Origin of the sequence: Edaphobacter aggregans DSM 19364 (genome assembly GCF_000745965.1) — a bacterium.
GTDB lineage: Bacteria > Acidobacteriota > Terriglobia > Terriglobales > Acidobacteriaceae > Edaphobacter > Edaphobacter aggregans.
In genome coordinates this window covers 190,608-217,475 of sequence record NZ_KN050788.1, presented here as the reverse complement: position 1 = coordinate 217,475, position 26,868 = coordinate 190,608, and the positions used below count along the sequence as shown (strand labels likewise).

Below are 26,868 nucleotides of genomic sequence, written 5' to 3'. Positions count from 1 at the left end.
ATTCATCGGGAGCTGCGTTCTCGTTCTCGTCGAAGCTCTAAGAAGGAGTGACGTGGCTGGCGAAAGGGAGTTCCAAGAGAAGGTTCGGCAGCTTGGGGCGCTGGTCGGTGAACTCGATCCGATGCAGGAGAGCGGTTCGCGTGTATCGGCGCGGAAGCTGGTTCAGCTGCTGATGGAGGTTCACGGCACGGGGCTGGAACGGATGATGGAGATCGTCTTCGACTCGGGAGCAGAGGGTGAGGCGATGATTGCGAAGCTGGGACGCGATCCCATTGTTCGGAGCCTGCTGCTGCTGTACTCTCTCCACCCGGAAGACATCGAGACGCGCGTGTTGCGTGCGCTTGAAACTGTTGGTTCGCGCCTGCGCAAGTTCGACAGTAGGGTGGAGCTCGTCAGCGTGCGTGATGGGGCTGTGCAGCTTCAGCTGCAAACATCCGGCCACGTGCACGGCTCAGCAGCTAAGAATCTGCGAGCAATTGTGGAGGAAGCCATCTACGAGCAGGCGCCGGATGTTACGTCGCTGATGATCCTGGGGTTGGAAGACGAAGATGTCTCCGGCTTCGTTCCGCTGGAGCGTCTGCTGAAACAACCCGCAGAGGCGCCGGTGCTGGTTGCTGCCGATCTTGAGGAGGATGGTGCCCGCTGACCATGCCCACTGAGACCACGTCGACGATGGATCGGACGTTCGCAGCGCTTCGGCAGTTCGCGCGCCCGCGACGCGTTCAGGAACGCTGCGAGCTGTGCAGCGCTGGCCTAGCGCAGGAGCATCCGCATCTGGTGGAGATTTCCACAAGACAGATCGTTTGCGCCTGCGAGGCGTGTGCGACGCTCTTTGACGGAATGGCGGGAAGCAGATACAGACGTGTTGCGAGACGCGCAAAGTTTCTGCCGGGCTTCCGAATGACTGACGCACAGTGGGACGGTTTGCTTATCCCGATCAACATGGCGTTCTTCTTCCGCTCGAGCACGGAAGATCGAATGGTCGTGCTCTATCCGAGCCCGGCCGGAGCGGTGGAATCGCTGCTTTCGCTCGATGCGTGGGAGGAGATTGCGGAGGAGAATCCGACTTTGAGAGAGCTGCGGCCCGACATCGAGGCGCTGCTGGTGAACCGTGTCGGGCATGCGCATGATGTGTCTCGTGCGGAGGAGTACTATATTGCTCCGATCGATGACTGCTATCGGCTCGTGGGGCTGATCCGGGCGAATTGGAAGGGGCTCTCTGGCGGCTCCGAAGTCTGGACCGAGATTGCGCGGTACTTCTCCGAGTTGAGAGATCGCGCGGATATCGTGGGTGGAGGGGGCGATGCCTGACCTGAGCTTCAAGGTCGAGGAGGCGGTGGTTGTTCCGTATGCTGCAGCGCCTACGCTTGCGTTCCGGCTGCGCATTGAAAGCGCTCGTGCGGCAGAGAGGATTCACTCGGTTGTGCTGCGTTGCCAGATCCAGATTGATGTGACGCGGCGACGCTATACAGAAGCCGAGCAGCGCCGGATGCGCGACCTCTTTGGCGAGCCGGAGCGCTGGAGCCAGACGCTTCGCAGCCTGCTGTGGACGCACGCGAACGTTGTCGTGCCGGGATTTCAAGGCTCCACCCTTGTCGAGCTTATGGTGCCCTGCACGTTCGACTTCAACGTAGCGGCGACGAAGTATTTCGAGGGCCTCACGGAGGGAGAGATTCCGCTTCACCTGATGTTCAGTGGGATGGTCTTCTACGCCGGCACGGATGACGTCCTGCAAGTCGCACCCATCTCGTGGGAGCAGGAGACGAAGTTTAGGCTGCCAGTCAAGGTGTGGCGCGAGATGATGGACGCGTACTATCCCAACAGCGCTTGGCTGAATCTGCGTCGCGACGTGTTCGAGCGGCTCTATCAATACAAGACGCAGCGTGGAATACCGACTTGGGAGCAGGTGCTTGAAGAGATGTTGCCGGTGGAAGATGTGGTGCGGCGATGAACCTTGCCCGTGTGGAGAAGATTGCGGAGGCCGTGCTGTACGAGGGCTACATGCTGTATCCGTATCGTGCGTCGGCGGTAAAGAACCAGCAGCGCTGGAACTTTGGGGTTCTTTGCCCGCGGCCGTACAGCGAATCGCAGAGTGGCTCAGAGGAATGGTGGATGCAGACAGAGTGCCTCTTTGAAGGCGACTCATCGGCGCGGCTCGGCGCGAAGGTGCGGTTTCTGCAGATCGTCAATCGGTCCGTTGGAAGGCTTGGCTCTCCCGTTCGCGAACTTTGTGAGGTGATGGAGCGTGGATTTGAGGAAGTCGGGAACCTCGACGTCAATGGGCAGACGTTTGTGACTTGGCAGGAGGCGGTGGAGCGGGAGGTAGTCGCTCCCACTCAGTATGGAACTCCAGACCAGCAGTCGACGTCGTTCGAGTTTCCCTCGGGGAGAGAGCTTGAACCTCTGCGCGATGAGGACGGCTGGATCGTGGGCATCGTGATTCGTGCGTGGGAGACGGTGTCGGGTTCGCTGAATATTGATTGGAAGCACTGTGGCCAGGGAGTGTTCAAGGTTGCAGCAGAGGTTCAGAATCTAACGTCCTTTGAACCTCAGCAAGGTGAGAGCCGGGCGGATGCGTTGATGTATTCGCTTGTGTCTGCGCACACGATCCTCACATTGGAAGGCGGGAAGTTCCTCTCCATGCTCGATCCTCCGGAGGCGATGCGGGATTTGGTAGCTGAGTGTACGAATCGGGGCACGTGGCCGGTGTTGGTGGGCGAGGAGGGAGACCGCGATACGATGCTGTCCTCACCGATCATTCTTTATGACTATCCGCAGATCGCGCCAGAGAGCACGGGCGCATTGTTCGACGGGACGGAGATCGACGAGATTCTTTCACTGAGAATTCTGACGATGACCGAAGAAGAGAAGCGCGAGGCGCGGCAATCGGACGATCGCGCGCGCTTGATACTGGAGCGCACAGAGGCCATGTCGCCTGAGCAGTTTATGAAGCTGCATGGCGTGCTGCGAGGACTGCATCCTGTGAGCAAGGAGGCGCCATGAACGAGTGGGAGTGGCAGCTGCTCGAGGATAAGACAGTCGTGGATCGCGTAATGATCTCCGGCGTTGAGATAAGACCGGGGGATCGCGTGCGGCTTCTTCCCCGCAAGGGCGGAGATATTCTCGACATTGCGCTCGAGGGACAGATCGCGACGATCGAGAGCATTGAGCAGGACTATGAAGGAAAGGCGCATCTGAGCGTGGTGCTCGAGGATGATCCTGGACGCGACCTGGGGATACTGCGGCAGCCAGGCCATCGGTTCTTCTTCGACCTATCGGAGGTGGAGCCGCTTTCGCCGGAAGAGCAACGCCGGAAGGAGACTGTCGCGAAGCCCAGTATCCTTGTCGCGGGGATTGGCAATATCTTTCTTGGAGATGATGGCTTCGGGGTCGAGGTAGCGCAACAGCTCTCGCAGGTCGGCCTGCCGCCAGAGGTGCGGGTGACGGACTTTGGCATACGAGGCCTTGACCTTGTATATGCACTCCAGGACGGCTATGAGACGGCCATTCTGATCGACGCCTATCCGCATGGGAAGATCCCGGGAACGGTTTCGGTGATAGAGCCGGATCTGAGCGAGCCCGCAGCGTCGCTCAGCGAGGGAGGCTTCCTGGAGCCTCATGCGATGAATCCAGTGAAAGTGCTTCGCATGGCGACGGCTACGCAGGGCAGTTTGAAGCGTGTGCTGTTGGTTGGGTGCGAGCCAGCGACGCTTGGGGGCGATGAGGGAGTGATGGGCCTAAGTGCTCCTGTCGAAGCGGCGGTGAGTGAGGCTGTGAAGGTGGTCGCGAACCTGGTGGAGAAGGCGTTGCATGAGGTCGTGTGATCACAGCGAACGAATAGGCGCAGGTGAAAGGAGATATGCCGTGGCGATGGAACTGGTCAAGGGGAGAACGGGGAGAGATGCAGGTAGTCTTAGGAAGTAGGGAGTATTCTGTGCTGGAGATGCCTTCATGTGTCTAGCTATTCCAGGTAAGATCGTCGAACTCTCTCAGGATCAGCCGCACCTGGGGACTGTTGAGGTTACGGGTGTGCGCCGCAAGGTGGACCTGGGTCTGCTCGTGGAGGACATGCCAGTCGTTGGCGACTGGGTGTTGATCCACGTAGGCTTTGCCATGACGAAGATCAGCGAGCAGGACGCACTGGAGCAGATGCAACTGCTGGCGATGCTGGGAGAGAGGGAACAGGCGATCGAGGAGGTTCGCGGGTATGGCCTAGAGGACGGCCGGACGTGAGTGTGAGGGGCAAGGGCTTCGTCTTCGAGGGGCGAAGCGCATTCTAATCGAACGCCGGAGGTGAGGTTCGACATGCGATACGTAGATGAATTCCGAGACCCTGACCTGATCGTGAAGGCATCCGATGAGATCCATCGTCTGGCGGACTCAGGACGGCACTATCGCATTATGGAGGTCTGCGGCGGTCACACTCACGCGATCTACCGCTTTGGTCTGAAGGACATCCTGCCGTCGAACATTGAGCTGATTCACGGGCCGGGCTGTCCTGTTTGTGTGTTGCCCATGGGAAGGATCGACGACGGGCTGGCTGTCGCAAGGAACGAAGACGTGATCTTTGCGGCCTTCGGAGATATGATGCGTGTTCCGGGCACACGCGGCAGTCCACTGGAGCACAAGGCCAAGGGGACGGACGTGCGCATTGTGTACTCGCCGGCTGATGCACTTCAGCTTGCGAGGAAGAATCCCGAGAAGCACGTCATGTTCTTTGCGATCGGGTTCGAGACGACGGCGCCTTCGACCGCGCTTACTCTGATGCGTGCGAGGGCGGAGGGCGTCAGGAACTTCTCGGTGTTTTGCAATCATGTCACGATCATTCCGGCGATCCGGGCGATTCTCGACTCGCCTGATATGCGACTCGATGGCTTTGTCGGGCCGGGGCATGTCTCCACTGTGATCGGCTGCCGTCCTTATGAATGGATTGCGAAGGCAGAGGGCAAGCCGGTGGTCACATCGGGCTTCGAGCCGCTGGATCTGCTTCAGTCCATCGTGATGTTGCTTCGGCAACTGAAGGTCGGCGAGGCGCGCGTGGAGAATCAATACAAGCGCGTTGTGCCGTGGGAGGGCAATCGCGCGGCCCTCAAGGCGATGGCGGAGGTCTTTCAGCTTCGGCCGTATTTTGAGTGGCGCGGCCTTGGATTCATCTCGCAATCGGCGCTCAGGATTCGCGACGAGTACGCGGAGTGGGACTCGGAGAAGCGCTTCCCGATTCCGGGAACTCGGGTTACCGATCCGAAGGCTGCACAGTGCGGAGAGGTTCTGAAGGGCGTGCTGAAGCCCGCGCAGTGCAAGTTATTTGGCAGGGAGTGCACTCCGGAGCATCCAGTGGGAGCACTGATGGTTTCGACAGAGGGCTCATGCGCAGCATATTACAACTACGAACATCGGAAGGCGGCGGCGCTGGTGACAAGCATCAGCTCGGTAGCCTGAGCGGACCGGCAGCGGTCGAAAGCATTCGGTCCGCGATACGCTTTCGCGACTCGCAGATCGAGATGGCGCACGGAGCCGGCGGCAAGGCGAGCCGCAGACTTGTCGAAGGTCTCTTTGCTCCTCTTCTGTTTGAAGACGCGAGAGCGCCGCTGGGCGATGCAGCGCACGTCGCGATCGACGGCCCATCGATCGCGATTACGACGGACAGTTTTGTCGTGCGGCCGCTCAAGTTCCCCGGCGGTTCCATTGGCGAGCTTGCGGTCAATGGAACGATGAACGACCTGGCTGTCTCAGGAGCGCAGGGGCAGGTGATGGTCGTCACTTTTGTGCTAGAGGAAGGGCTTGCCACATCGGTTCTTGAGGGCGAGGTTCGCGCGATGGCGGCGGCGCTGCGCCGCGCGGGTGTGGCGATGGTCGGAGGGGATACGAAGGTCGTCGAGCGCGGCAAGGCCGATGGCATGTACATCACGACGACTGGTATCGGCCGCCGTATGCCTCAGCTGGCCGTCGATGTGCAGTCGGTTCGTCCCGGCGACAAGGTTCTGCTCTCCGGTCCCATTGGTGATCACGGCATAACGATCCTCCTTGCCCGTGGCGAACTCGATCTCACGGCGGACTTATTCTCCGACACGCGCTGCGTTTTGCCTCTTGTGGAGGCGATGGTCGCGGAGGCAGGGCCGGGAGTTCGCTGGATGCGCGACCCGACCCGCGGCGGCGTTGCGACGTCCCTCAATGAGCTTGCTCGCGACTGCGGACTTGGCGTGGTGTTGTCGGAGGAGGAGATACCGATTCGCGATGAGGTTCGCGGAGCCTGCGAACTGCTCGGACTCGACCCCCTGCACATCGCGAACGAGGGCCAGTTTCTTGCGGTCGTCGCTGCGGAGTATGCCGATGCTGCGCTGAATGCGTTGAACAGAATGGACGGCGGTGAGGATGCGTGCATCATCGGCGAGGTGCGGACGGAGCCGGCATGCGGAGTGCTTGTGACGACACGGTATGGCGGCAGCCGAATTGTCGACATGCTTGTGGGCGATCCCTTGCCGCGGATTTGCTAGGGTTTGCGATGGAGACAGCTTGCACATTGACGACGCAGATTGAAGAACGGCTCCTCACTCGAAATGGCACCATCGAAGGTTTCTTTGCGCGAGAGGCGAGGCGTCTGGCTGAGGCATGCCGTGAGATGTCGGAACGATTTTTGCAAGGAGGCCGCCTTCTGGCTTTCGGACGTGGCGCATATGCGACGGATGCGCAGCATGTCTCGGTTGAGTTCGTGCATCCGGTGATCGTGGGGAAACGAGCGCTTCCTGCGCTTGATCTCTCGATGGCCTTTGAGCCGTGGCTGCACGCAATCCTCAGACCGGAGGATATCGTGATGGCGTTCGGCCCTCCGGAGGGCGACCCTGAAGTGCTGGCCGTCCTGGCGTGGGCTCGTTCCCGTAGTGCAATGACCTTTGCGCTGCCGGGGCCTGAGGGCTCGTACGCGCTCCACCCCGCCACCGCAGATCCATTCATTCATCAGGAGATGATTGAGATTCTGTATCACACGCTCTGGGAGACGGTGCATGTGTTTCTGGAACACCGTGAGCTCGGGCAGGATGTGGGGCAAGCGGAGTTTCTCTATCCGTTCCTGGGTCAGAGGAAGCAGGAGACAACCGACATCCTCGAAGACGTTGCCGCTTCGATCCTGATGAAGGCGCATGACGACACGCTGTTGCGAACGCAGCTGGCCAGCGAGCAGGCAGAACAGATTGGCAATGCAACCCGTGCTATGCATCAGCGTCTCTCGCGAGGCGGCAAGCTTATTCTCTTCGGCAACGGAGGGTCGGCGACAGACGCCAACGACTGGGCGCTGGATTGCGTCATGCCGCCTTCAGGTTATCGCTCCATTCCCGCGGTATCGCTTTCGATGGAACCAGCCAACATAACGGCTCTTGCGAACGACATCGGCACAGAGGTGATCTTTCTGAGGCAGTTGATCGCACAGGCGCGGCTGGAGGATGTTGCGATCGGTATCTCGACCAGTGGAGGCTCACGCAACATCGTCATGGCTCTTGAGGAGGCGCGGAAGCGTGGATTGTTGACGGTTGCGCTTCTTGGATATGACGGCGGAGAGATCTATCGGCGCGCGCTCACAGACTTTCCAATCATCGTTCGCAGCGACTACATTCCCCGCATTCAGGAGGTTCAGGCCTCGGCCTACCACGTTATGCGCGAGGCCCTGGAGGTGCTCGGTCATGGCGAAGCTTGAGCTTTATGGCACGGCAAGCTGTCCTTACACGCAGGAGTTGCGTGAGTCGCTGGAGTGGAATCGATGCGAGTTTCAGGAGTACGACATCGAGGCCGATCCAGAGGCGAGAGAGCGCCTGCGCGCTTTGGACAGCAGCGTTCGCGCGGTCCCGGTTCTGGTGGAGGACGGCAAGGTGATTCAGGTAGGCTGGCAGGGCCGCGGGTGCGTCGTGGGTTGGGGATCGTAAATGGCGAGTGCCTGCTCCATTCGTGTTCGCGGAGTCGTACAGGGGGTTGGCTTCCGCCCCTTCGTGTACCGACTGGCTCAGGCGAATGCGCTTGCAGGATGGGTGCTCAACGACAACCAGGGCGTTGAGATTCATCTCGAAGGTGTCGAGGAGGATCTTGCGACGTTCGTTCGAGAGATAAGGTCGAGAGCGCCTGCTGCTGCCGCTATCGCCGAGATTGAAGTGGAATCAGCATTGTGCGAGGGCCTGAACGACTTCACGATCCGTGAGAGCGAGCAGGTTGATCAGCCAACCGTTCGTGTGTCGCCGGATCTGCCCATCTGCGATGAGTGTCTTGCAGAGTTGTTCGATCCAACGGACCGGCGTTTCTGTTACCCGTACATCAACTGCACAAACTGCGGTCCGCGTTATAGTGTGATTCTCGCGCTTCCGTACGATCGGCCCAACACTACCATGCGTCGCTGGCCGATGGACGATTACTGCAGCGACGAGTATCACGTCCCGGCGAATCGGCGATTTCACGCGCAGCCTGTGGCGTGTCCCGGCTGTGGACCGAAGCATTCTCTCCTCGAAGGGTCCACGACGATCGCAGAGGATGCAGGCGCGGTTGCGAGAACGGCAGAGCTTCTTCGGGAAGGCAAGATCGTCGCGATCAAGGGCCTCGGAGGCTATCACCTGGCCTGCGATGCGCGAGACCCGAAAGCTTGCGCAGCGCTGCGCGAGCGAAAGTTCAGGAAAGAGAAGCCGTTCGCGCTCATGACGAAGGATCTCGAGACGGCGTGTGATCTTGTTCAACTCACGCGGGATGCGGAGGAACTGCTCACTTCTGTGGCGCGGCCGATTGTGCTTGCGCCGAAGCGGCTAGAGCTGGCGGAGGTCGCTCCGGAGAACAGCGAGCTTGGTGTGATGCTGCCGTACACTCCGCTGCAACATCTTCTCTTCGCGGCGGGCGCTCCGAGCGTCCTGGTGATGACGAGCGCGAATCGTTCGAGCGAGCCGATTGCGTATGAGGATCACGATGCGCTCGAGCGGCTCTCCGGGATTGCCGATGCGTTCCTTATTGGTGAGCGCCCGATTGCGCGTCGTGTCGACGACTCGGTCGCACGCGCCGGCATCTTCGGTCCCATGATCCTGCGACGCGCGCGCGGCTACGCTCCCGGGGCCGTTGCGATGCTGCCGACGCATCGCCCGATCCTGGCTGTGGGCGCGGACCTGAAGAACGCCATCACTCTTGCCGTGGATGGTCAGGCGTTTGTCAGCCAGCACATCGGGGACCTCGAACACTATCAGGCGTTTCGTGCCTTTAAAGAAACAGTGAGAGACCTGATGGAGATGTACGACGTGCAGTGGGACGAGTTGCTTGTCGCCTACGACAGCCACCCTCAGTATGCATCGACGATGCACGCTCTTGAGTTGCCGTCTCCAAGCATATGCGCCGTGCAACACCATCGTGCGCATATCGCGTCCGTCCTTGCCGAGCGCGGCGCGTGGGAGGAGAAGGTCGTTGGCGTAAGCTTTGACGGCACAGGGTACGGCGACGACGGAACGATATGGGGCGGCGAGATTTTTGCTGGAAGCGTGGCACAGGGCTTTGAGCGTGTGGCGCACGTGCGTCAGGCGGCTCTTGCAGGAGGCGACGCGGCAGCGCAGTATCCGATACAGGCCGCTGCGGGATTTCTCGCGCAAGTGGATGACTTGCCGAATATGACTGCTGCGCCATTCTGTTTCGGCTCTCGCTTCCACAATTCTCTGCGGCTGATCGATCGCGGAGTTCGCACGTTTTCGACGACATCCATGGGAAGACTCTTTGACACTGCGGCGGCGCTGATTGGTTTTGTGAGAAAGACGACCTTCGAAGGGCAGGCGGCGATGTGGCTGGAACAGATGGCGACAGGTGCGCAGACAGTGGATGGGTATCCATTTCCGTTCATAAGCCATGAGCTGGACTTTCGTCCGCTGCTTCAGTGCGTGATCGATGACCGAATGCGCGGCCGTTCGATGCGCGAGATCGCGCGCGCATTTCAGCTGGGAATCGCGCATGGCTTGTGTGCTGCGGTTTCTACGGTCTGCGAGGAGCAGGGAATCTGTACGGTTGTTCTCTCTGGAGGCGTCTTCCAGAATGAGCTTCTGCTGGAGGATGTGAAGCCGCTTCTCGAGAGGGAGCGGCTCCAAGTGTGGACAAACCACGCTGTCCCCCCGAACGATGGTGGCATTAGTCTTGGGCAGGCAGCTCTCGCAGCGTTTGGACAACCGGCAAGCGATGGAGCGAAAGGTGCATGAGCTTTCCATAGCGATGAGCATTGTGGAGATGGCGCAGGAGGAGGCGGAGCGTCGCGACGTCAGGATCGATGCGGTTCATCTGGAGCTTGGGCCGCTCGCCGGCGTCGTCGCAGAGGCGTTGCTGTTTTCCTACGAGATGGCCTGCGGCGGTACGCAGCTGGAGGGCTCGCGGTTGGTTATTAAAGAAGTGCCGATCGAGGTCTACTGTGGGGCATGTGACGCGCAACGAACGCTGAGCTCGATGCAGTGGTTCTGTTGCCCGGTGTGCGGTACGCCGACGGCGAAAGTGATTCATGGAAGAGAGCTTGTCATTACAGCTTTGGAGGTACGAGATGAGTGCCCAACCGCGCCTGTTGGAAGTGCGTAAGAATGTCCTGAAGCAGAACGATGTGATTGCGCGGGCGCTGCGCGAGCGCTTTCGCGCGCAGGAAATCTTTGTCGTGAGTCTAGTCTCAAGCCCGGGCGCGGGCAAGACAGCGTTCCTCGAAAGAACGCTTACGCTGCTGAGGCCGCAGTATCGTGTGGCGGCGCTAGTTGGGGACCTTGCAACGGAGAACGACGCGGTCCGACTGGCGCGGAGTCAGGCTCCAGTAAAGCAGATCACCACTGGAACTCTCTGCCACCTTGAGGCTGCGATGGTCGAGAACGCGCTCGCTGGATGGGAGGTCGGCGAACTCGACTTTCTCTTTATCGAGAATGTCGGCAACCTGGTTTGTCCTTCATCGTACGACCTAGGAGAGGATCTTCGGCTGGTTCTGCTCTCCGTCACGGAGGGCGAGGATAAGCCGCTGAAGTATCCCACGATCTTCAACAGCGCGGATGTCGCGGTGATCACGAAGATGGATTTGGCAGAGACGGTTGAGTTCGACGAGGAGGCCGTGAAGGCGAACATTCAGGCTGTGCGGCCGGGAATGCGCCACTTCGCGGTCTCGGCAAAGACGGGTGCGGGGATGAACGGGTACCTGCAATTCCTCATCGCACGGCTGGGCGAACTGATGCAGAGGACGACCGTGTGAAGAGCTCTACGGATAGCGCAGTCCAGTCAGCTCTTCGCAGATATGCCAGAGCCGTTGCGCTGCGGGCTGGTCGAGGGCCTGCGGGGCTATCTTTGCGGGGCCGACTGTCTCGCCGCGCATCTCACCGAAGCCCTGCGGACCGTAGTATGCACCATCTTTCGCTGTGGGAGCGGTCGCCGCGAAGAGCGTAGGCAGCGCGCCTTCGGCATCGGTGTTGAGCAGAATACCGATCGCCCGACCGATGACTGCGCGAAGCGCCTTCGCGGCGGCGGAGCGATCGTCGGTGCGGAAGATCGCTGTTGAGGCGACTCCGGGGTGCGCTGCAACGCTGATCACAGACGAGGTCACAACTCGCAGGCGGCGGCTGAGCTCAAGGGCGAGCATCAGATTGGCGAGCTTGGACTGCTGGTAGGCGCGTAGCGGCGAGTACGCCTTGACGGACTGCAGATCGTCGAGGTCGAGATGCGTTCGCTTGTGAGCCAGCGAGGCGATGGTGACGACGCGCGGAGGCTCGGGCGAGGCTGCTGCGGTTCGCTGAAGCGCAGGCAGCAGCAGGCCGGTGAGCGCGAAGTGCCCGAGGACGTTGGTGCCGAACTGCATCTCGAATCCGTCGGCGGTCGGGGTGCGGCGTGGGACGGCCATGATGCCTGCGTTGTTGATCAGCACGTGCAGCGGGCGCTCGCGAGCCAACTCCTCAGCGGCAAACGCTCGCACGGAGGCGAGCGAGGCCAGGTCGAGGATGGCAAGCTCTGTACGCGCTCCCGGAGCCTCTTCGCGCAGTCGCGCCATCGCCTCTTCACCTTTGCGGCGATCGCGGCAGGCGAGGATCAGATCGGCGTCCTTGCGGGCAAGTTTGAGTGCGGCATGGAAGCCGATGCCGCTGTTGGCTCCCGTGATCAGGATGCGTCTTCCTGTCTGCATCGGAATGTGCTCTGCCTTCCAGGTCTCATTCATGGTCTCGCTCATCGATGAAGTAGATGCTCCCGCGGAGGTAGATGCTCCCGCGATCGGTGAAGAAGCAATCTTATCGCTTCCTCCATCTCGTTACTCCGCGGAGATGCCTCAGTCTAGAATGAGTCACAATGACGGTGCTCGTCTTCACGCTTCTGGTCTTCGCCGGCTCGACGGCCGCAGGGTTGCTGGGAGCGCTGACGGGCCTCGGCGGCGGAGTGGTATTGGTTCCACTGCTGACGCTTGCGTTCCATGTCGATCTTCGATACGCCATTGGAGCCTCGTTGATCTCGGTGATCGCGACCTCGTCGGGCTCGGCGGCGGCGTATGTGCGCGAGGGCTATTCCAATGTGCGGATCGGGATGTTCCTCGAGATTGCGACGACGCTGGGCGCGTTGCTCGGCGCTTTTCTGGCCGCGAGGGTTCCGACCCGCGCGCTGGCGGTGATCTTCGGTACGGTGCTGATCTATTCGGCGTGGCTCTCCTGGCAGAGTGCACCAGCGGATACCGAGGCGAAGGCGAACCCATGGTCGGGCCGGTTGCGGCTCTCCGGTTCGTACCCGGGCAGGACGGGCGAGACGATCGAATATAAGGCCGATCGAATTCCGGCGGGCTTCGTGACCATGTTCGGCGCGGGAACGCTGTCGGGACTGCTGGGAATCGGCTCAGGAGCCGTGAAGGTGCTGGCGATGGACCGCATCATGCGTATCCCATTCAAGGTCTCGACGACGACGAGCAACTTCATGATCGGCGTCACGGCGGCGGCGAGCGCGGGGATCTATCTCAAGCGCGGATATATCGATCCCGGACTCGCGGCTCCAGTACTGCTGGGCGTGCTGCTGGGATCTCTGGTGGGCGCGAGGCTGCTTACCCGCGCGCGTGTGGCCGTGCTGCGGGCGGTCTTCGCGGTAGTGATCCTGAGCCTTGGGATTGAGATGATTGCCGGCGGATGGACGGGCAAACTATGAAGCCGCCTGCTGTCGTAACAAAGGAGCGCCGCTTTGACGATCGCCGCATGGAGACGATGATGGGGCGTCTACTGCAGGCTGGCGTGCTGGTGGCCTCGGCGGTGATTCTGGTGGGAGCGGTGCTCTACCTTGCGTCTCGGCATGGGAGCGTGGCGGACTACCGCGTCTTTGTGAGCGAGCCGGAGGCGCTGCGCGAACCTGCCAAGCTGCGCGCGGAGGTCGTTCACGGAGACGCTGCCGCGCTGATTCAGCTTGGTGTTCTGCTGCTGATCGCCACTCCGGTCGCGCGCGTGGTCTTCGCCGTTGTTGCGTTTCTGATGGAGCGCGATTGGCTGTATGTCGCAATCAGCCTGATTGTGCTTGGCGTGCTGATCTTCAGCCTGACTCACTCGGCCTGAGTATCACGAGGCGAGACGGTGCGTCGCGCCTCGCCTAGTCGGCCGGGATGGATTCGCGAAGGGCGGCTTCGATGCCGGAGTTGACCTCGGCGTGTGCGAACTCGGCGGCGACGCGGATGCCGTTCATAATGGCCTTCTCGTTCGATGAGCCGTGGCCGACGATGCAGACTCCGCGCACGCCAAGCAGAGGAGCTCCGCCGTACTCGGAGTAGTCGAGGCGCTTCTTGAAGTCGTCGAAGGCGCGGCGGGAGAGCAGCGCGCCGACTTGCGAGGTGACGGTGGATTTGAGCGCTTCGCGCAGGGAAGTGCTGACGAGCTTGGCGATGCCCTCGGAGGTCTTGAGCGCAACGTTGCCAACGAAGCCGTCACACACGCTGACGTCGCAGTGGCCGTTGAAGAGGTCGCGGCCTTCAACATTGCCGATGAAGTTGATCCCCTTGAGCGCGCGCAGCAGCGGCAGCGTGTCGCGGGTGAGCGTGTTGCCCTTGGAGTCCTCTTCTCCGATGGAGAGCAGGCCCACGCGAGGGTTCTGGATCCTGAGGACGTTCTGGGCGTACATGTGGCCCATCACGGCGAACTGGACGAGGTTGTCGGGGTCGGAGTCCACATTGGCTCCTACGTCGAGAAGCAGCGAGGGGATTCCGCGAATCGTCGGGATGATGGTGGCGAGCGCGGGGCGGTCGACGCCGGAGAGCATGCCGAGCACCATCTTGGCCGTCGCCATGGCGGCTCCGGTGTTTCCGGCGGTGAAGAAGCCGGCGGCCTGTCCGGGACCGTGCTTGTGTGAGGGGTGCGAGGCGAGGCCTTCGCGAACCATCTTCAGGCCGACGCGCATGGTGGAGTCGCGCTTGGTGCGGACGGCCTGCGCAGCCTTGTCGTCCATGGTGATCCACTCGGACGCTGGCGTGATGAAGACAGGAAGGTGCTGCTGGTGCTTCAGGTGCTGGCGGAGGATTGGACGCAGGATATCTTCGGGGCCAGCGAGATGGGCCCGGACGCCGTAGTGGCGCGCAGCCAGAATGGCCCCGCGAATCTCTGGCTCAGGGGCTTTATCGGAACCCATCGCGTCAACGACGATGTCTATCGGCATCAGCACACGATAACAGGGTTTTTATTGTCAGAAGCTTGACTAGCTGGCTTCCTTGACCGTGAGGACGTCGCGGCCCTTGTAGGTCCCGCACTTGCGGCAGGCGCGGTGAGGCAGCTTGCGCTCGTGGCAGTTCGGGCACTCGGAGAGGCCGGCTGGGGTGAGGAAGTCGTGGCTGCGGCGCTTGGCGGTGCGCTGCTTGGAGTGGCGCCGTTTTGGATTAGGCATTGCAGTATCCCTTTCGATCGCCCGCATCCGGCGCGAACGCGGGAGACGGAGCAGAAACTTTTGTTAGTGCTTGACCTCGAGCTTGTCAGCCAGACCCGCCAGCGCATTCCAACGCGGATCAGACGGTGTCTGTTCGCAGGAGCAGGTTGCTAGGTTCCGGTTCTGACCGCAGCGAGGGCAGAGGCCCTGACAGTCCGGCTTGCAGAGGGTTCGGGTCGGCAGGGTGAGCAACACCTGCTCGCGCACGACATCCTCAAGCAAAAGACCGCTCTCCTCATAATACCCGATTTCGGTCTCGTCGGGGGTAATTGCGTGCTCGCCGGTCTCGGCGTCGATGCCGGTGGGGCGGAAGATGAGGTCGAAGTCTCCGGAGAGCGTCTGAGGGACGGGCTCGACGCAGCGGGCGCAGAGAATCTCGAACTCGCCCGCGTAGGAGGCGCGGAGGCGGATGTCCTGAACCTGATTGTGGCCTTGAGAATGGCTGCCGCGCCGTTCGCCGCTGTGGTGCTCCACGATGAGGTCGGCCTGACCCTTAACCGGCAGCGGGGCAACCTGGCGGATGTCGGGGCCGTACTCCAGGACGCCGGGAGCGATGGATTCGTCGATCGGGAGAGGCTCGTCGAGGAGCTGAACGGGAGTAATAAGCACGGAATTAAGCGTAGGACTTTGCCGGGGCGAGGTCAAATAGCCCGGACGAACGGTATCGGCCGCTTCGGTGGTGACGTTTCAGGCATCGGCGGCAGATGTTCCGCCGGTGAGGCTGGTGATCTCGATCTTCTGGAAGGTGAAGGCGATCGCCTGCAGCTCGCGCGAGTCGATAACCGGGCCGCCGGCCTGCGGGAGATTCAGCGACTGGTCGATCTCGATGATGGTGGCGTTGGTGAGTTTGATGGTGTGGTCGACGACCTGTGTTCCTGTCGGCGAGGTGGAATAGAACTCGAAGAGGACGGTCGGCAGGACCTCGTTGGTGTAGGCCGCGGCGTAGAACTGCGGTGAGGAAGCGCCCCACTCCTTGGTGAAGACGACGGGATTGTGCTGGCGCTTGCCAGTGACCTGGCCGGAGGCGGCGTCGCGGGGGACGGCGACTCCGTAGGCGAAGGCCACGCCGGCAATCTTGCCCTCGCGGCCCTTCTGGGGGGACTCGCCCTTGAAGGCTCCCTGTTTGGCTCCCGTAACGGTCGCGAAGATCTGGGTTGGCATGTGGTCCCTCTCCTGTGCAGTGCTCTTGGGGCCCGATGACTGTGACGGGATTTTACCCCGGTTCGGCGTCGGAAATTAGCAAAGACCCAACTTTGGGAACAGAAAAGAAGGCAGAACATGCCTATAATCGCTGGCGTACTCCGGGCCCGTGAGAGGTGGAGACTAACGATGGCACTTACTCTGATCAACGATTATGAGGTGATGTACTCATCCAACACATTTCCGCCGCGGATATGGCTGATGAGTGGAGGCAAGTTTATTGGCCAGCTGATCTTCCATCCCGACGGCACGCCGCTGCCGCCGGACAACCACATCGGCGGGCAGGCGCAGCTGAACTATCACCGGTCAGACTACGAGAACTGCGCGACGATGCTCAGGACCGAGAAGACGGTGTATCTGCTCTACAGCGGCTCGGGCCCGGGCAATGAGAATGGACTGATGACGTCGCAGCTTCTGCCGGGAACCTGAGCGTCACTAGGAACGTGGTCTAAACGTGGGCTAGGCGCGGAAGCAGAGCGCCGGTGCGTTCGCGATAGGCGGCGTAGGCGGGGCCGAACTCTGCCTCCAGCAGCCGTTCTTCCCGCGCGGCCTTCAGCAGAGTAAAGGCGAGCGCGAAGAAGAAGCCAGTCAGCGCCCCGAGATCTCCCACAAGAAGCACCATGCCGGCGATTCCAGCGATGATTCCGGTGTAAAGCGGATGGCGAACGTAAGCGTATGGGCCCGACGTGATGAGCTGGTGGCTGTCCTGAATGATCACGCGTCCGCTCCAGTTGCGGCCCAGCACATCGCGCGCCCACGCTGCGAAGGCCAGTCCCAGGACGACGAGCACGAAGCCGGCGGTCGCGATGGCAGAACTCGTGTGAAACGGCCGCGCAAGAATCGAGAGGTGGAGACGAGGGAAGAAGACCAGTCCCACTCCAAGAATCGCGCAGAGGCGTTCGACGGAGAGGATCGAGATGACTCCATTTCGTTTGACTCGTACAGGACGATACTGCGTCAGGAAGTAGAGGGCGAAGAAGAGCCAGAGCGAGTTGGCGTAACGGAACAGCGGGGAAAAGCGCATAAGACCTCCTTGCTGGTTCGTTCAGGATTCGATCTGCGCGAACATCTTGACGATCCACTCCCGCTCGCGCTCAATGCTGGAGACAACAAAGTTGAAGCTCTCGGCAGGCCAGCCGGAGATCGTGCGCGAGTTGCCGATCGCCTCCAGGCGCTTGAGCCGGGAGACCAGGCAGCGTTCGCGAAGGTCGAGAATGCGGCGGCGCGTGGCGACGTCGAGAAGATCGAAGAGTCCGACGCGCATCCGGAATGCGCCCTCGTTATCGGCATCGGTCTCGGTGAACTCGGCCAGAGTCTTGACGAGATGCTGTCGGCCGTTGGGGGTGAGCTCGTAGAGAAGACGCGTCTGCCCGCGTTCCCCTTCTCCTTCGCGCTGCGAGATCAGTTTCTCTTGAAGCAGGCGGCTCAGCAGGGGGTAGATCGTGTTGTTATGGAACTGCTGCTTCGCTCCGAACATCGCGGTCTCCTGCTTGAGGCGGTAACCATGTTTGGGGCCTTCCAGAAGAAGGGTAAGGATTATTAGGTCATTCATGACAGTGTCATAATTTACCTATTAGTACGGAGTTGTCAATGGTCCGGTTCCGTGTTCTTGCGATTTTCTTGATGGTCGTGCTAACCGCAGGCGCGGTGGCTCAGCGGGCGGCGGCGCGGCCGGACCTGAACGGCGTTTGGCGGCTGAAGGTCGCGGAGAGCGATTTTGGGCAGGTTCCTCCGCCCGAGAAGCAGAGCGAGACTGTGACGCAGGCCGGCGAGGAGATGGCGATCGCGGTGGCGATCGAGCGGCCGGAGTCGAAGCAGAGCTACACGCTGCGATTTCGCGTGGGCTCGGGCGAGACTCCGATGGGCATGCTGTTTCCGGCCGATGCTCCGTTTCGCATCCTGAGCGTTAAGGGCGAGTGGAAGGGCGCGGTGCTGGTGGTGACGGAGCGCGTGCGGTTTCAGGGCGCGGATGGAACAATCGAGGCGAAGTATCAGCTCGCGAGCGGCGGGAAGAAGCTGCGGAAGGCGACGCATGTCACGATGCCTGCGGGCGAGTTCGATACGACGACGGTGTATGACCGCGAGTAGCAGCAGTGCTCCTCAGTGCTCTTCGTCACATTTCACCGTCTGGTTTCAACTCCTGACAGGAGGGTGTCAGGAGGATGTCGGTAGGCTCTCTGCAGGTAAAGGAGGATCTTCGAGATGAGTGTGCCGCTGAAGGACCTTTTTCTGGACGAGCTGAAGCGCGAGGAGGCAGGGACGCGAAAGGCGCTTGAGCGCGTTCCCGAAGGCCAGAACGACTGGGCTCCGCATGAGAGGTCGATGAAGCTGGGCTATCTGGCCTCGCTGGTGGCTTCGATGCCGGGCTGGATCGACGCGATGATCAACCGCGACGAGCTGGACTTCGCTCCCGCCGGCGAGAACAAGGACAAGCCGAAGGAGTGGACCAAGACACCGGAGCTTCTGGCGATCTTCGACGAGAGCATGAAGAAGGCTCGCGCGGCGCTCGAGTCGACGGCCGATGAACACCTGATGACGAACTGGAGGCTAAAAGCCGGCGGACGGCTGATTACCGATGAGCCGCGGTATGTGAATATCCAGAACGGCGTGATCAACCACTGGGCACACCATCGCGGGCAGCTGACGGTGTATCTGCGGCTGAATGAGGCGGCGGTTCCGGCGATCTATGGGCCTTCGGCGGATGAGCGGTTCTAGGCCCCCCCCCGGGGGGGGTGTCTTGTAAACGTTTTATTTTCTTTAGGTTATGAGTTTTCAGCAGGCTAAAATATTCGATTAAAATGGTTTAGAGGTAAAAATATTGAATCGCAAGGACTTACGTGCGAAAGATAAAAAGCCCCGGGATCCCGGAGCTTTTTATCTTTCAGTTTCTATTTTAGCGAGGTGAGTGAAATTAATCGGCGCTCTTTGGAGGATTATTTTTGGCCGGAAGTTATTGATATTACTGTGTTTGACGGCAGCAACAGTGTTTCGGGGGGCTTGACATCGGATTTTGCGGGGTGTGGGCGCGGAGCGATCTGGAATTTGTACCGGTGTGGAAGGTTGGGATTGGGCCTTCGGCAGAGCGGTTGCGCCTTGGGCGCGGCTTTTTGGTGCCCGGGCTGAAGCCCGGGCCTACCTCAGAGGCAAAGGCGAGGGCGGATCGTGCTTCGCACGATTGTTCCCAATCATGAGATGAAGCCGCGTGAGTGGATGTTCCGGCATCCCGCGAACCCATGTCTCAGAATCGAGACACGGGGCACCCGGCACTCGGCGCTGGGTGCGCTGGGTGCAGAAATGACCTTTATGGATGTTGGGTTGTAGCTTCAGTCAATGGTGAGAACGACCTTGCCTACGTTGCCGGAGGCTTCCATGGAAAGATGCGCTTCGGCGGCCTGCCCCAGAGGAAATGTGCGGGCGACGAGCGGGACAAGCTGGCCTTGCGCGAAAGACTCAAGCCAGCGGTCACGAAATCGAGTTGTCATCGCCTGCTTGTCTTCAAAGCTCCGGGATTTCATTACGGTTCCAATGATTCGCAGGTGGTTGTGGATGATGAGACCGAACGGCAGCCTGGCATCTTCGCCGTCCAGCAGGCCAACTTGAACGAGCCGTCCACCCGGGACAAGCGCCCGCAGGTTGCGATCGAGATAGGAACCGCCAATAAAGTCGACAACTACGTCGACCCCACGTCCGCCGGTCGCCTCAAGCGCGACAGCGAGAAAGTCCTGGTTCTTGTAGTCGACGCCAACAGTGCCACCCACTTCGTGCACGCGCTGGATGCGATCCTGACCAGACGCGGTAAAAACGCTACGGGCACCAAGCGCATGCGCCAATTGCACAGCAGCGGAGCCGACACCGCCTGCGGCGGCGTGAATGAGGGCCCAGCCGCCCGGGGCAAGTTCTCCGAGGTGAAGGAGAGCTTCGTGCGCGGTGACGAAAACTTCAGGGACAGCCGCAGCCTCGGGGTATGTGAGCCGACTGGGGACGCACATGGCCATGCGGTAGTCGACACGGGCGTATTCGGCATAGCCGCCACCGCCGACGATTGCCATGACGCGGTCGCCGGGACGAAAACCCATCACGGCGGGTCCGGTTTCGACGACTTCGCCGGCAATCTCCAGACCAGGAAGCAGGGAGTCGCCGAAGTCCGGATTTTCGCCGTAGTAACCCTGCCGCTGGATAATGTCAGCGCGGTTGATTCCCGCGGCCTTTACCCGAACCAGAAGGTCGTGCGGCCGGAGCGTCGGTTGGGCCTCCTCTACCAGCTTGATTACTTCCGGACCACCGGCCCCTTCAAATCGAATCGCACGCATATTATCTTTTCTCCGATCGCGCTCGGCATGTTGAGCGTTCATACGCCTATATCAAATATTGCACACTGCCCAATTTATGGGCTGGAGGACGCTCCTGGGAGAGGGGCGAGCGATCATGCGCCAGTTTGTGTTGCAGACGGATGATCTGAAAGCGCAGGTTGAAGCCTGCGCGATTGGTGCATGACAGCGGCTTGAACTCAACGGTGTGCGGTTCTTCCGCGGGAACGTGGCGCGACCCAGGCGAAATACAGGGATTCTTCGCTCCGCTGCGCTGCGCTCAGAATGACGGATTGGGAGAGGGCCGGCGGTGGCCGATTCAGGGGGCTTGACATCGGATTTTGCGGGGTGTGGGCGCGGAGCGATCTGGATTTTGTGCCGGTGCGGAGGTTGGGATTGGGCCTTCGGCAGAGCGGTAGCCGCTTTTCACCCCAGCCAGCAAGCTGGCTGGGGACCCCGACTTTCGCGGCGTGCTTGAGAGACCCGAGGCTAAAGCCTCGGGGTACCCAGAAGCAACGGCAAAGGTGGATCGTGCTTTGCGCGATTGTTCCCAAATCATGGGATGAAGCCGCGTGAGCGGACGTTCCGGCATCCTGCGAACCCATGTCTCAAAATCGAGACATGGGGCACCCGGCAGGACCAAGGCAAATGCAGGTCCTTCGCCTTCGCTGCGCTCCGCTCAGGATGACAATTCTCCTGGTCGGGCGGCGTTCGGCAAAACGCTATGCACCTGTTTGGCTGGGGGATCAGGTGGTGGAGGGTTTGGTCTGGTCTGGGGTGAGGGGGTTGTAGTTGTGGAAGATGCGGATTCCGGCGATTCCGGCGGCTCCGGCGTTGAGGCACATCTGGGCTCGGCCGAGGGTGACTCCGCCGAGGGCGAGGACCGGGATGGGGCTGGCGGCCTGGCAGGCCTCGCTGAGGGTTCGGAGGCCGGCGGCGGGAGTGACGGTCTTGCCGGCGATGACCTTTCCGAAGACGGGGGCGAAGAGGATGGCGTCGGGGGTGTGGACGCTGGCGCGGCGGATTTCGTTGAGGCTGTGGCAGGAGATGGTGATGATGGGGTCGGGGAGGCCGGCGGCGGAGAAGCGGCGGCGGACCTCGAGTTGGGAGATGGCTCCGTGGTGGGAGCTGATGTGGACGCCGGGGGCGCGGGCGGCGATGGCGGCCTCGACGGAGGTGTTGATGATGAGGATGGAGCGCGAGGAGGCGATGAGCTTGAGGATCTGGCGGGCGATGTCGGCGATATCGGAGGCGGGGAGGTCCTTTTCGCGGAGCTGGATGATCTCGATGCCCTGTTGGGACCAGAGGGAGGCCTGGTGGATGAGGGCGGCGATGCGCTGGTCGTCGTCGCCGGGAAAGATGGTTCGGTCGGTGATGGCGCAGCGGAGCATCGTCGATAAGTGTAGACGGGAGTGTATCGCGGTCGGAGTCTAATCTGGCGGGCCGTGGCTGTGTGGTAGTTTTGGCATAGAGACGTGTTCAGGGGACTGGCCGGTGCGTGCTGGATCTTTTGTGAACGATTCGAGATACGGGGATAGAGCTGCGCCGGTCCGAAAGGGCGGGCATTTGCTCTGCCGGCTGACAGGGAAGAGGCAGTTTCGCTAACCGAACCGCGGCGGAAGACGCGCGAAAGAGTCTGGAGTCTATGAGCGGTGTGTACGATCTGATCGTAATCGGGTCCGGCCCGGCGGGGCACCGCGCGGCGATCTATGCGGCGAAGCTGGGCAAGAAGGTTGCTCTGGTGGAGATGCGCGAGGTGCTGGGCGGCGTCTCGATCAACACGGGCACGATTCCTTCCAAGACGATGCGCGAGGCGGTGCTGCATCTGTCGGGGTACAACTACAAGTCGATCTATGGGATGAACTACCGGGTGAAGGAGCGGATCACGATGGCGGATCTGGCGTTCCGGGTTCAGCACGTGATCAAGACGGAGATCGACGTGACGGAGGCGCAGCTCTCGCGCAACAACGTCGAGATGCTGTCGGGGATAGCAAGCTTCGAAGACCCGACGCACCTGAAGGTGACGAACTCGCGCGGCGCGACGGTGTATGAGACGAAGAGCACGCTGATTGCGACGGGAACGAAGCCGGCGAGCTCGGACAAGGTTCCGATCAACGGCAAGACGATCATCAACAGCGACCAGGTTCTGGAGCTGGTGAACCTGCCGAAGACGATGATTGTGGTGGGCGGCGGCGTGATCGGCGTGGAGTATACGTGTATGTTTGCGGCGCTGGGCGTGCGGGTGACGCTGATCGAGCGGAGGCCGCGTCTGCTGGAGTTTGCCGACCAGGAGATTGTGGAGGCGCTGAGCTACCATCTGCGCGATTCGCGGGTGACGATGCGGCTGGGCGAAGAGGTGGAGTCGGTGGAGGAGATCGCCGAGGGCGGCGTGGTGGCGAATCTGGAGAGCAAGAAGAAGGTCCAGGGAGACGCGCTGCTGTATGCGGTCGGGCGGCAGGGCAATGTGGACGAGCTGAACCTGGAGTGCGTGGGGATCGAGGCGGACAAGCGTGGACGCATTCCGGTGGACAAGGACTTTCGGACGAAGGTTGGGAACATCTTTGCGGCGGGCGACGTGATCGGGTTTCCGTCGCTGGCGTCGGTCTCGATGGAGCAGGGAAGGATTGGCGCGGCGCGGGCGTTTGGGGACGACACGGTGGTCTCAAACCCGAGCTTCTATCCGTATGGGATCTATACGATTCCGGAGATCAGCTTTATCGGAAAGACCGAGGAACAGCTGACGGAAGAGGATGTTCCGTACGAGGTTGGTGTGGCGTACTATCGCGAGATTGCACGCGGGCAGATTCGCGGGGATACGACGGGAAGGCTGAAGCTGATCTTTCACCGGGAGAATCATTCGATCCTGGGTGTGCACGTGATCGGCGAGGGAGCGAGCGAGCTGCTGCACATCGGGCAGGCCGTGATGGCGCTGGGCGGAACGATCGAATATTTCGTAGATACGGTGTTCAACTACCCAACTCTGGCGGAATGTTATAAAGTGGCGGCTTTCAACGGATTGAATCGCGTGAGCAAGTTCGAGTAAGAGAGACGGGCGAGAGACGCGATTTGACGATGGTCCGGATGCGAGGTCGAGATGGCGAAGTCAGTTGGGGTGACGTTATCGGAGCAGATTCACACGGGGCTTGTGGTGGACCACAAGCTGGTGGACGGGCTGCGCCGCTTTCCTGAGGATGAGGACGACTACGGCGCGCTGGTGGAGATGCACACGGATGCGCTGGTGGAGACGATCTGCGAGCAGATTGTGCAGGCGGCGAACGGAGAGAAGAATCTCGACGCAGTGGGGGTTGCGGTTCCCGGACTGGTGAAGAGCGGCGTGGTGGAGGAGGCTCCGAATCTTCCGCAGCTGAAGGGAACGCGGTTGCGGGATTCGATCAGCATGAAGCTGCACGACCACGGGATTGCGTGCCCGGTGACGCTGCTGAACGATGCGGACGGCGTTGCGGCGGGGCTGGCGGCTCGGCATGGAAAGCTGGACGCGATGATCCAGGTTTGGACGGTGGGGATGGGGATCGGGTATGGGAGGTATCCGTTCACTCCGGGAGTGTGGGAGGGCGGCCACACGGTGGTGACGCTGGACGAGAAGGAGACGTTCTGCGGGTGCGGGGGACGCGGCCATCTTGAGGGCATCATGGGACATCGGGCGATGCGGCTGCGCTTTCTGGACATGGAGCCGGAGGAGGTCTTTGCCGGGGCGAAGAAGGGCGACGCGCGGTGCGTGGAGTTCAAGAAGCTGTATCACAAGGCCCTGGCGGCGGCGACGGCGACCTCGATCCATATGTCGGGGCCGGGGAAGTTCTTCCTGACAGGGACGTATGTGAAGAACGTCGATCTGCCGATGCTGAAGGAGTACACGCAGCAGATGGTGAAGATGAGCCCGCTGCAGGGCTACTCGTTGGAGATCGTGGAGGAGAGCCCTGAGGTGCGGGTGATCGGGTCGGCGGTGAGCGCGGAGCAGGCGGCAGGGGTTTAGAGGCGGCAGGTTGAGTCTATGTCTCGGCGGGAGCTCGAAACGTGAGGTTCTGCTCTCTTGAGAGGCGACCGCGTCGCGGGCCGATCGGACGCTATACGTGGTTTCCGAGATGGAAGATCGGCTCGACGCCGGTTGCCCGCGAGAGAAGTGCCTGCTTCTCATGGTGTTCGAGAGGTTTGTAGCTCTGCGCCACGTCCATCGCCAGGCGGAAGTATCTCTCGTCGCCGGGAGGGAGCGCGGCCGTGACCGGATGCCCGAGCGTCCAGCGCAGCCCCAGTGATGCCTCGTCAGGGAAGGCAGCAGGCTGATACCAGCACTTCGGCTCCGGGTGGTTCTTCTTCTGGTCGGCAGACCATACGGTCTTCGCCATCGCCTTCAGGGCCAGGATGCCCATACCCTTTTCCTGCGCACGCTTGAGGATTTGCGGGCCGAAGTTGGCCTGCGAGAAGAGCACAAAGTTTACCGGGAAGAGCACGGTATCGAAGTGGTAGCGGTCCATCGCCGCCAGGGCTGTCTCCGCCGAGTGCACCGAGAAGCCGATGTAGCGGATCTTGCCTTCCTTTTTCGCAGCTTCCATTGTCTCCATTGCTCCGCCTGGACGCATGACCTCCTCCAAGTCGGTCATCTTTGTCAGGGCATGGAACTGATAGAGATCGACGTGATCGGTCTTCAGGAGTCGCAACGATTCTTCCAGCTGCTTGCGCGAGTCCTCTTTTGTGCGCCCTTCGGTCTTGCAGGCGAGGAAGCAGTTCTTGCGATAGGGTGCCAGGGCCGGGCCCAGACGCTCCTGCGCGTCGCCATAGCTGGGCGCGACGTCAAAGTAGTTCACGCCGCGGTCCACCGCCTCCGCCACGATATTCTTCGAGTGACTGGTGTCCTCGTTCATGACCACAATGCCGCCAAAGCCGATGATCGAGAGATGCTCTCCGGTCTTGCCCAGAGGGCGGCGCGCGATGGGAGTGGTCGGTGTTACGGCAGCTGAGAGTTTGGTGCTGGCGGCGGCAGCGGCTGTCAGTGCGCTCTGCTTCAAGAAATCACGGCGTTCCATTGTGGACCTCGTCAGGGGAGAATCTAAGGTCGAGCCAGTGCGTTAAGAGCATTTTCCCAAAAGTTGAACCATGTGACCAGTCGTGTCCGTTGATGCATCATCGCCAACCTGCTTCGCTTCGCCTGATTGACTCAGGAAGACCGCTTCCGGATCGTAGATACTGAACAGCGCCTCAATATCACCCCTCCGCCATGTACTGTTTGAAAACTCTGGGTTCACGGAGCTGCGTCGCCCGCCTTCTCTGCGATCGGCCGGGCGTAGCGCAGCAGGGAAAGGAGGAACTTTCCGGATTCCTCGGTCATCGGCATGTGTGCCGAATGCTCGAACCAGACGATCTGCTTTTCTGGCGCTTTCACCGTATCGAACCACGCGGCAGCGACTTCTGAATTCACGGTCTTGTCGTGGCGTCCCTCAAAGAGGATCAGCGGAACTGCGAGTTTGTTGGTCGTAGTGAGATCGAGCGCGACCACCTCGGGGAGCAGATAGGGGGTGGCGAACTTATTGCCATCCCAAATGTGGGCGATCTCCTGGTCGCTGTAATCTGGGGAAAGTTGGGCGAGCGCGCTATCAGCGGAGTTGTCGCGTCGATAGGCCATCACGCCGCCGTAATAACTTACCCATTTGCGCTCGACGTAAATGTTCTTGATGGGGAGGGGCTGGCCGGGAGAGCCATAGGGGGCGATTGCCTCGAGCTCGCGCACCGCCTCGGCATTGCCTGCGTGGCGCGAGGCTTCCATGGCGAAGCGCCAGCCTCGACGCTCGCTCTCCGGTCCGTCGATCAGCTGGCAGACGCCGATGTAGGCATACAACCATTCGGGGTGACGCTCCGCGAGTTGCAAGCCTAGAAAACTGCCGTAGCTGTGGCCGAGAACGAATATCTTGTTCTTGCCAAGCTGCCGGCGGACCCAGGCAGCCATCTCCTCGGCGTCAGCGATCATGCGCTCGCGTGTGAGGGTCGGCGCGATCGTGGCAGGATCGCTAAGGAGATAGGTCTTGCCGGCGGCGCGCTGGTCCCACTGCACAACGGTGAAATACTCCTCCCAGCCGCGGGAGAACCACCAACTCATCGGCATCGTGACGTACCCCGGCCCGCCGTGGATCAATAGCAGCACCGGGTTCCTGCGGTTGGCGCCACGAATGGAAACCCATTGATCGATCCCGCCGATCCGCACTTTCTCCAACTGTTCCAGGCCATTTGGCGTCACGATTTTGCGCGCATTTGCGATGATCGCGGTCGCCTCAGCGCGGCTGACTTCTTTGGCTGGCTCCTGCGCCCGAACAGGAATCGTGGCGAGTACCGCGACAAATATGAGCAGGTTCGGGATCCCCCTTCTGGGGGCATTGACGCAGTAAGGATAATCATTCCTGCCGGATGTCCGAACGTCATCCATGATTCTCACCATGGTGCTTCTTCGCCCTGGCGTGCCCCAGCGGGCTGACCC

At 61.0% G+C, this 26,868-nt stretch carries 31 protein-coding genes; 20 read left to right on the top strand and 11 right to left on the bottom strand.

Annotation, left to right across the window (positions count from 1 at the left end; all coding sequences use genetic code 11):
* Window positions 1-52: 52 nt before the first annotated feature.
* The 13 genes from Q363_RS32730 to hypB all read left to right on the top strand — a co-directional run bounded on the left by Q363_RS32730 (window position 53) and on the right by hypB (window position 11,209).
* A complete protein-coding gene (locus Q363_RS32730; protein WP_035359003.1) occupies window positions 53-646 on the top strand; it encodes a NifU family protein in 594 nt (197 codons plus the stop codon).
* 2 nt (window positions 647-648) lie between these two features.
* Window positions 649-1,311, top strand: a complete 663-nt coding sequence (locus Q363_RS32725; RefSeq protein ID WP_035359002.1) for a DUF5947 family protein — start codon at window positions 649-651, stop codon at window positions 1,309-1,311.
* Window positions 1,304-1,951: a DUF6084 family protein gene (locus Q363_RS32720; protein ID WP_035359001.1), complete on the top strand. Its 648-nt coding sequence runs from the start codon at window positions 1,304-1,306 to the stop codon at window positions 1,949-1,951. Before Q363_RS32725 ends, Q363_RS32720 begins: the two co-directional genes overlap by 8 nt.
* A complete protein-coding gene (locus Q363_RS32715) occupies window positions 1,948-3,003 on the top strand; it encodes a hypothetical protein (protein WP_051979655.1) in 1,056 nt (351 codons plus the stop codon). The genes Q363_RS32720 and Q363_RS32715 overlap by 4 nt, the downstream gene beginning before the upstream one ends.
* On the top strand, window positions 3,000-3,824 hold the full coding sequence (locus Q363_RS32710; RefSeq protein WP_211256481.1) for a hydrogenase maturation protease: 825 nt from the start codon (window positions 3,000-3,002) through the stop codon (window positions 3,822-3,824). The genes Q363_RS32715 and Q363_RS32710 overlap by 4 nt, the downstream gene beginning before the upstream one ends.
* Before the next feature lie 127 nt (window positions 3,825-3,951).
* The gene (locus Q363_RS32705; RefSeq protein WP_035359000.1) at window positions 3,952-4,233 is read left to right on the top strand and encodes a HypC/HybG/HupF family hydrogenase formation chaperone; all 282 of its coding nucleotides are present in this window, start codon (window positions 3,952-3,954) and stop codon (window positions 4,231-4,233) included.
* 72 nt (window positions 4,234-4,305) lie between these two features.
* Window positions 4,306-5,439 carry a hydrogenase formation protein HypD gene (hypD, locus tag Q363_RS32700; RefSeq protein WP_035358998.1) on the top strand — a complete coding sequence of 378 codons (1,134 nt, stop codon included), beginning with the start codon at window positions 4,306-4,308 and terminating at the stop codon, window positions 5,437-5,439.
* The gene (hypE, locus tag Q363_RS32695) at window positions 5,367-6,494 is read left to right on the top strand and encodes a hydrogenase expression/formation protein HypE (RefSeq protein ID WP_084080998.1); all 1,128 of its coding nucleotides are present in this window, start codon (window positions 5,367-5,369) and stop codon (window positions 6,492-6,494) included. Before hypD ends, hypE begins: the two co-directional genes overlap by 73 nt.
* A 26-nt stretch (window positions 6,495-6,520) precedes the next feature.
* Window positions 6,521-7,687 carry an SIS domain-containing protein gene (locus Q363_RS32690; protein ID WP_245632629.1) on the top strand — a complete coding sequence of 389 codons (1,167 nt, stop codon included), beginning with the start codon at window positions 6,521-6,523 and terminating at the stop codon, window positions 7,685-7,687.
* Window positions 7,674-7,913, top strand: coding sequence for a Uxx-star family glutaredoxin-like (seleno)protein (locus Q363_RS32685; RefSeq protein WP_035358996.1), 240 nt, complete (start codon window positions 7,674-7,676; stop codon window positions 7,911-7,913). Before Q363_RS32690 ends, Q363_RS32685 begins: the two co-directional genes overlap by 14 nt.
* Window positions 7,914-10,193, top strand: a complete 2,280-nt coding sequence (gene hypF, locus Q363_RS32680) for a carbamoyltransferase HypF (protein ID WP_035358995.1) — start codon at window positions 7,914-7,916, stop codon at window positions 10,191-10,193. It abuts the gene before it with no gap.
* Window positions 10,186-10,560, top strand: coding sequence for a hydrogenase maturation nickel metallochaperone HypA/HybF (locus Q363_RS32675; protein ID WP_035358994.1), 375 nt, complete (start codon window positions 10,186-10,188; stop codon window positions 10,558-10,560). Before hypF ends, Q363_RS32675 begins: the two co-directional genes overlap by 8 nt.
* The gene (hypB, locus tag Q363_RS32670) at window positions 10,526-11,209 is read left to right on the top strand and encodes a hydrogenase nickel incorporation protein HypB (protein WP_035358993.1); all 684 of its coding nucleotides are present in this window, start codon (window positions 10,526-10,528) and stop codon (window positions 11,207-11,209) included. The genes Q363_RS32675 and hypB overlap by 35 nt, the downstream gene beginning before the upstream one ends.
* 6 nt (window positions 11,210-11,215) lie before the next feature.
* Here the strand turns inward: hypB and Q363_RS32665 are convergent, their stop codons facing one another.
* Complete coding sequence (locus Q363_RS32665; protein ID WP_245632628.1) at window positions 11,216-12,175, bottom strand: oxidoreductase; 960 nt, start codon at window positions 12,173-12,175, stop codon at window positions 11,216-11,218.
* 116 nt (window positions 12,176-12,291) lie between these two features.
* Between Q363_RS32665 and Q363_RS32660 the strand changes: the two genes are divergently transcribed.
* Both Q363_RS32660 and Q363_RS32655 read left to right on the top strand, forming a co-directional pair.
* Window positions 12,292-13,128 carry a sulfite exporter TauE/SafE family protein gene (locus Q363_RS32660; protein ID WP_035358992.1) on the top strand — a complete coding sequence of 279 codons (837 nt, stop codon included), beginning with the start codon at window positions 12,292-12,294 and terminating at the stop codon, window positions 13,126-13,128.
* Window positions 13,125-13,526 (top strand): DUF1634 domain-containing protein, encoded by a 402-nt coding sequence (locus Q363_RS32655; RefSeq protein ID WP_051979653.1) that lies wholly within the window; start codon window positions 13,125-13,127, stop codon window positions 13,524-13,526. The genes Q363_RS32660 and Q363_RS32655 overlap by 4 nt, the downstream gene beginning before the upstream one ends.
* Window positions 13,527-13,560: 34 nt before the next feature.
* Here the strand turns inward: Q363_RS32655 and plsX are convergent, their stop codons facing one another.
* The 4 genes from plsX to tssD form a co-directional block, all read right to left on the bottom strand.
* A complete protein-coding gene (gene plsX / locus Q363_RS32650; RefSeq protein WP_035359102.1) occupies window positions 13,561-14,616 on the bottom strand; it encodes a phosphate acyltransferase PlsX in 1,056 nt (351 codons plus the stop codon).
* A 39-nt stretch (window positions 14,617-14,655) separates the two neighbouring features.
* Window positions 14,656-14,841, bottom strand: a complete 186-nt coding sequence (gene rpmF, locus Q363_RS32645) for a 50S ribosomal protein L32 (protein ID WP_035358991.1) — start codon at window positions 14,839-14,841, stop codon at window positions 14,656-14,658.
* Window positions 14,842-14,904: 63 nt separating this feature from the next.
* Window positions 14,905-15,489 carry a YceD family protein gene (locus Q363_RS32640; protein ID WP_035358990.1) on the bottom strand — a complete coding sequence of 195 codons (585 nt, stop codon included), beginning with the start codon at window positions 15,487-15,489 and terminating at the stop codon, window positions 14,905-14,907.
* Between the two features lie 78 nt (window positions 15,490-15,567).
* Window positions 15,568-16,041, bottom strand: a complete 474-nt coding sequence (gene tssD, locus Q363_RS32635) for a type VI secretion system tube protein TssD (protein WP_035358988.1) — start codon at window positions 16,039-16,041, stop codon at window positions 15,568-15,570.
* 168 nt (window positions 16,042-16,209) lie between these two features.
* Between tssD and Q363_RS32630 the strand changes: the two genes are divergently transcribed.
* Window positions 16,210-16,509, top strand: a complete 300-nt coding sequence (locus Q363_RS32630; protein ID WP_035358987.1) for a hypothetical protein — start codon at window positions 16,210-16,212, stop codon at window positions 16,507-16,509.
* 19 nt (window positions 16,510-16,528) lie between these two features.
* Here Q363_RS32630 and Q363_RS37205 read toward each other — a convergent pair whose 3' ends face one another.
* On the bottom strand, window positions 16,529-17,104 hold the full coding sequence (locus Q363_RS37205) for a methyltransferase family protein (protein ID WP_051979652.1): 576 nt from the start codon (window positions 17,102-17,104) through the stop codon (window positions 16,529-16,531).
* A gap of 21 nt (window positions 17,105-17,125) precedes the next feature.
* Complete coding sequence (locus Q363_RS32620) at window positions 17,126-17,632, bottom strand: PadR family transcriptional regulator (RefSeq protein ID WP_084080996.1); 507 nt, start codon at window positions 17,630-17,632, stop codon at window positions 17,126-17,128.
* A 38-nt stretch (window positions 17,633-17,670) separates the two neighbouring features.
* Between Q363_RS32620 and Q363_RS32615 the strand changes: the two genes are divergently transcribed.
* Together Q363_RS32615 and Q363_RS32610 are read left to right on the top strand one after the other, a co-directional pair.
* The gene (locus tag Q363_RS32615; protein ID WP_035358985.1) at window positions 17,671-18,168 is read left to right on the top strand and encodes a hypothetical protein; all 498 of its coding nucleotides are present in this window, start codon (window positions 17,671-17,673) and stop codon (window positions 18,166-18,168) included.
* A 114-nt stretch (window positions 18,169-18,282) separates the two neighbouring features.
* Entirely contained in the window at window positions 18,283-18,795 is a 513-nt protein-coding gene (locus tag Q363_RS32610) for a DinB family protein (protein ID WP_035358984.1), read from the top strand.
* 608 nt (window positions 18,796-19,403) lie between these two features.
* On the opposite strand, the gene Q363_RS32605 is transcribed toward Q363_RS32610, so the two are convergent.
* Both Q363_RS32605 and Q363_RS32600 read right to left on the bottom strand, forming a co-directional pair.
* Window positions 19,404-20,390, bottom strand: coding sequence for an NAD(P)H-quinone oxidoreductase (locus tag Q363_RS32605; protein WP_035358983.1), 987 nt, complete (start codon window positions 20,388-20,390; stop codon window positions 19,404-19,406).
* Window positions 20,391-21,133: 743 nt separating this feature from the next.
* A complete protein-coding gene (locus tag Q363_RS32600; protein WP_051979651.1) occupies window positions 21,134-21,778 on the bottom strand; it encodes a thiamine phosphate synthase in 645 nt (214 codons plus the stop codon).
* A 254-nt stretch (window positions 21,779-22,032) separates the two neighbouring features.
* Here Q363_RS32600 and sthA point away from each other — a divergent pair, with 254 nt between their 5' ends.
* Together sthA and Q363_RS32590 are read left to right on the top strand one after the other, a co-directional pair.
* Window positions 22,033-23,430, top strand: coding sequence for a Si-specific NAD(P)(+) transhydrogenase (gene sthA, locus Q363_RS32595; protein ID WP_035358982.1), 1,398 nt, complete (start codon window positions 22,033-22,035; stop codon window positions 23,428-23,430).
* 51 nt (window positions 23,431-23,481) lie between these two features.
* Window positions 23,482-24,378 carry an ROK family protein gene (locus tag Q363_RS32590; RefSeq protein ID WP_035358981.1) on the top strand — a complete coding sequence of 299 codons (897 nt, stop codon included), beginning with the start codon at window positions 23,482-23,484 and terminating at the stop codon, window positions 24,376-24,378.
* A 91-nt stretch (window positions 24,379-24,469) separates the two neighbouring features.
* Here Q363_RS32590 and Q363_RS32585 read toward each other — a convergent pair whose 3' ends face one another.
* Together Q363_RS32585 and Q363_RS32580 are read right to left on the bottom strand one after the other, a co-directional pair.
* Entirely contained in the window at window positions 24,470-25,426 is a 957-nt protein-coding gene (locus Q363_RS32585) for an aldo/keto reductase (RefSeq protein ID WP_084080995.1), read from the bottom strand.
* A 215-nt stretch (window positions 25,427-25,641) separates the two neighbouring features.
* The gene (locus Q363_RS32580; RefSeq protein ID WP_211256480.1) at window positions 25,642-26,829 is read right to left on the bottom strand and encodes an alpha/beta hydrolase; all 1,188 of its coding nucleotides are present in this window, start codon (window positions 26,827-26,829) and stop codon (window positions 25,642-25,644) included.
* Window positions 26,830-26,868 lie beyond the last annotated feature (39 nt).

Bases quoted from the DNA above. Each gene is read 5' to 3' on its own strand.
- Q363_RS32725 (WP_035359002.1), top strand. From the start codon at position 649: ATGCCCACTGAGACCACGTCGACGATGGATCGGACGTTCGCAGCGCTT.
- Q363_RS32720 (WP_035359001.1), top strand. From the start codon at position 1,304: ATGCCTGACCTGAGCTTCAAGGTCGAGGAGGCGGTGGTTGTTCCGTAT.
- Q363_RS32715 (WP_051979655.1), top strand. From the start codon at position 1,948: ATGAACCTTGCCCGTGTGGAGAAGATTGCGGAGGCCGTGCTGTACGAG.
- Q363_RS32710 (WP_211256481.1), top strand. From the start codon at position 3,000: ATGAACGAGTGGGAGTGGCAGCTGCTCGAGGATAAGACAGTCGTGGAT.
- Q363_RS32705 (WP_035359000.1), top strand. From the start codon at position 3,952: ATGTGTCTAGCTATTCCAGGTAAGATCGTCGAACTCTCTCAGGATCAG.
- hypD (WP_035358998.1), top strand. From the start codon at position 4,306: ATGCGATACGTAGATGAATTCCGAGACCCTGACCTGATCGTGAAGGCA.
- hypE (WP_084080998.1), top strand. From the start codon at position 5,367: ATGCGCAGCATATTACAACTACGAACATCGGAAGGCGGCGGCGCTGGT.
- Q363_RS32685 (WP_035358996.1), top strand. From the start codon at position 7,674: ATGGCGAAGCTTGAGCTTTATGGCACGGCAAGCTGTCCTTACACGCAG.
- hypF (WP_035358995.1), top strand. From the start codon at position 7,914: ATGGCGAGTGCCTGCTCCATTCGTGTTCGCGGAGTCGTACAGGGGGTT.
- hypB (WP_035358993.1), top strand. From the start codon at position 10,526: ATGAGTGCCCAACCGCGCCTGTTGGAAGTGCGTAAGAATGTCCTGAAG.
- Q363_RS32665 (WP_245632628.1), bottom strand. From the start codon at position 12,175: ATGAGCGAGACCATGAATGAGACCTGGAAGGCAGAGCACATTCCGATG.
- Q363_RS32660 (WP_035358992.1), top strand. From the start codon at position 12,292: ATGACGGTGCTCGTCTTCACGCTTCTGGTCTTCGCCGGCTCGACGGCC.
- Q363_RS32655 (WP_051979653.1), top strand. From the start codon at position 13,125: ATGAAGCCGCCTGCTGTCGTAACAAAGGAGCGCCGCTTTGACGATCGC.
- plsX (WP_035359102.1), bottom strand. From the start codon at position 14,616: ATGCCGATAGACATCGTCGTTGACGCGATGGGTTCCGATAAAGCCCCT.
- rpmF (WP_035358991.1), bottom strand. From the start codon at position 14,841: ATGCCTAATCCAAAACGGCGCCACTCCAAGCAGCGCACCGCCAAGCGC.
- tssD (WP_035358988.1), bottom strand. From the start codon at position 16,041: ATGCCAACCCAGATCTTCGCGACCGTTACGGGAGCCAAACAGGGAGCC.
- Q363_RS32630 (WP_035358987.1), top strand. From the start codon at position 16,210: ATGGCACTTACTCTGATCAACGATTATGAGGTGATGTACTCATCCAAC.
- Q363_RS37205 (WP_051979652.1), bottom strand. From the start codon at position 17,104: ATGCGCTTTTCCCCGCTGTTCCGTTACGCCAACTCGCTCTGGCTCTTC.
- Q363_RS32620 (WP_084080996.1), bottom strand. From the start codon at position 17,632: ATGAATGACCTAATAATCCTTACCCTTCTTCTGGAAGGCCCCAAACAT.
- Q363_RS32615 (WP_035358985.1), top strand. From the start codon at position 17,671: ATGGTCCGGTTCCGTGTTCTTGCGATTTTCTTGATGGTCGTGCTAACC.
- Q363_RS32610 (WP_035358984.1), top strand. From the start codon at position 18,283: ATGAGTGTGCCGCTGAAGGACCTTTTTCTGGACGAGCTGAAGCGCGAG.
- Q363_RS32605 (WP_035358983.1), bottom strand. From the start codon at position 20,390: ATGCGTGCGATTCGATTTGAAGGGGCCGGTGGTCCGGAAGTAATCAAG.
- Q363_RS32600 (WP_051979651.1), bottom strand. From the start codon at position 21,778: ATGCTCCGCTGCGCCATCACCGACCGAACCATCTTTCCCGGCGACGAC.
- sthA (WP_035358982.1), top strand. From the start codon at position 22,033: ATGAGCGGTGTGTACGATCTGATCGTAATCGGGTCCGGCCCGGCGGGG.
- Q363_RS32590 (WP_035358981.1), top strand. From the start codon at position 23,482: ATGGCGAAGTCAGTTGGGGTGACGTTATCGGAGCAGATTCACACGGGG.
- Q363_RS32585 (WP_084080995.1), bottom strand. From the start codon at position 25,426: ATGGAACGCCGTGATTTCTTGAAGCAGAGCGCACTGACAGCCGCTGCC.
- Q363_RS32580 (WP_211256480.1), bottom strand. From the start codon at position 26,829: ATGGTGAGAATCATGGATGACGTTCGGACATCCGGCAGGAATGATTAT.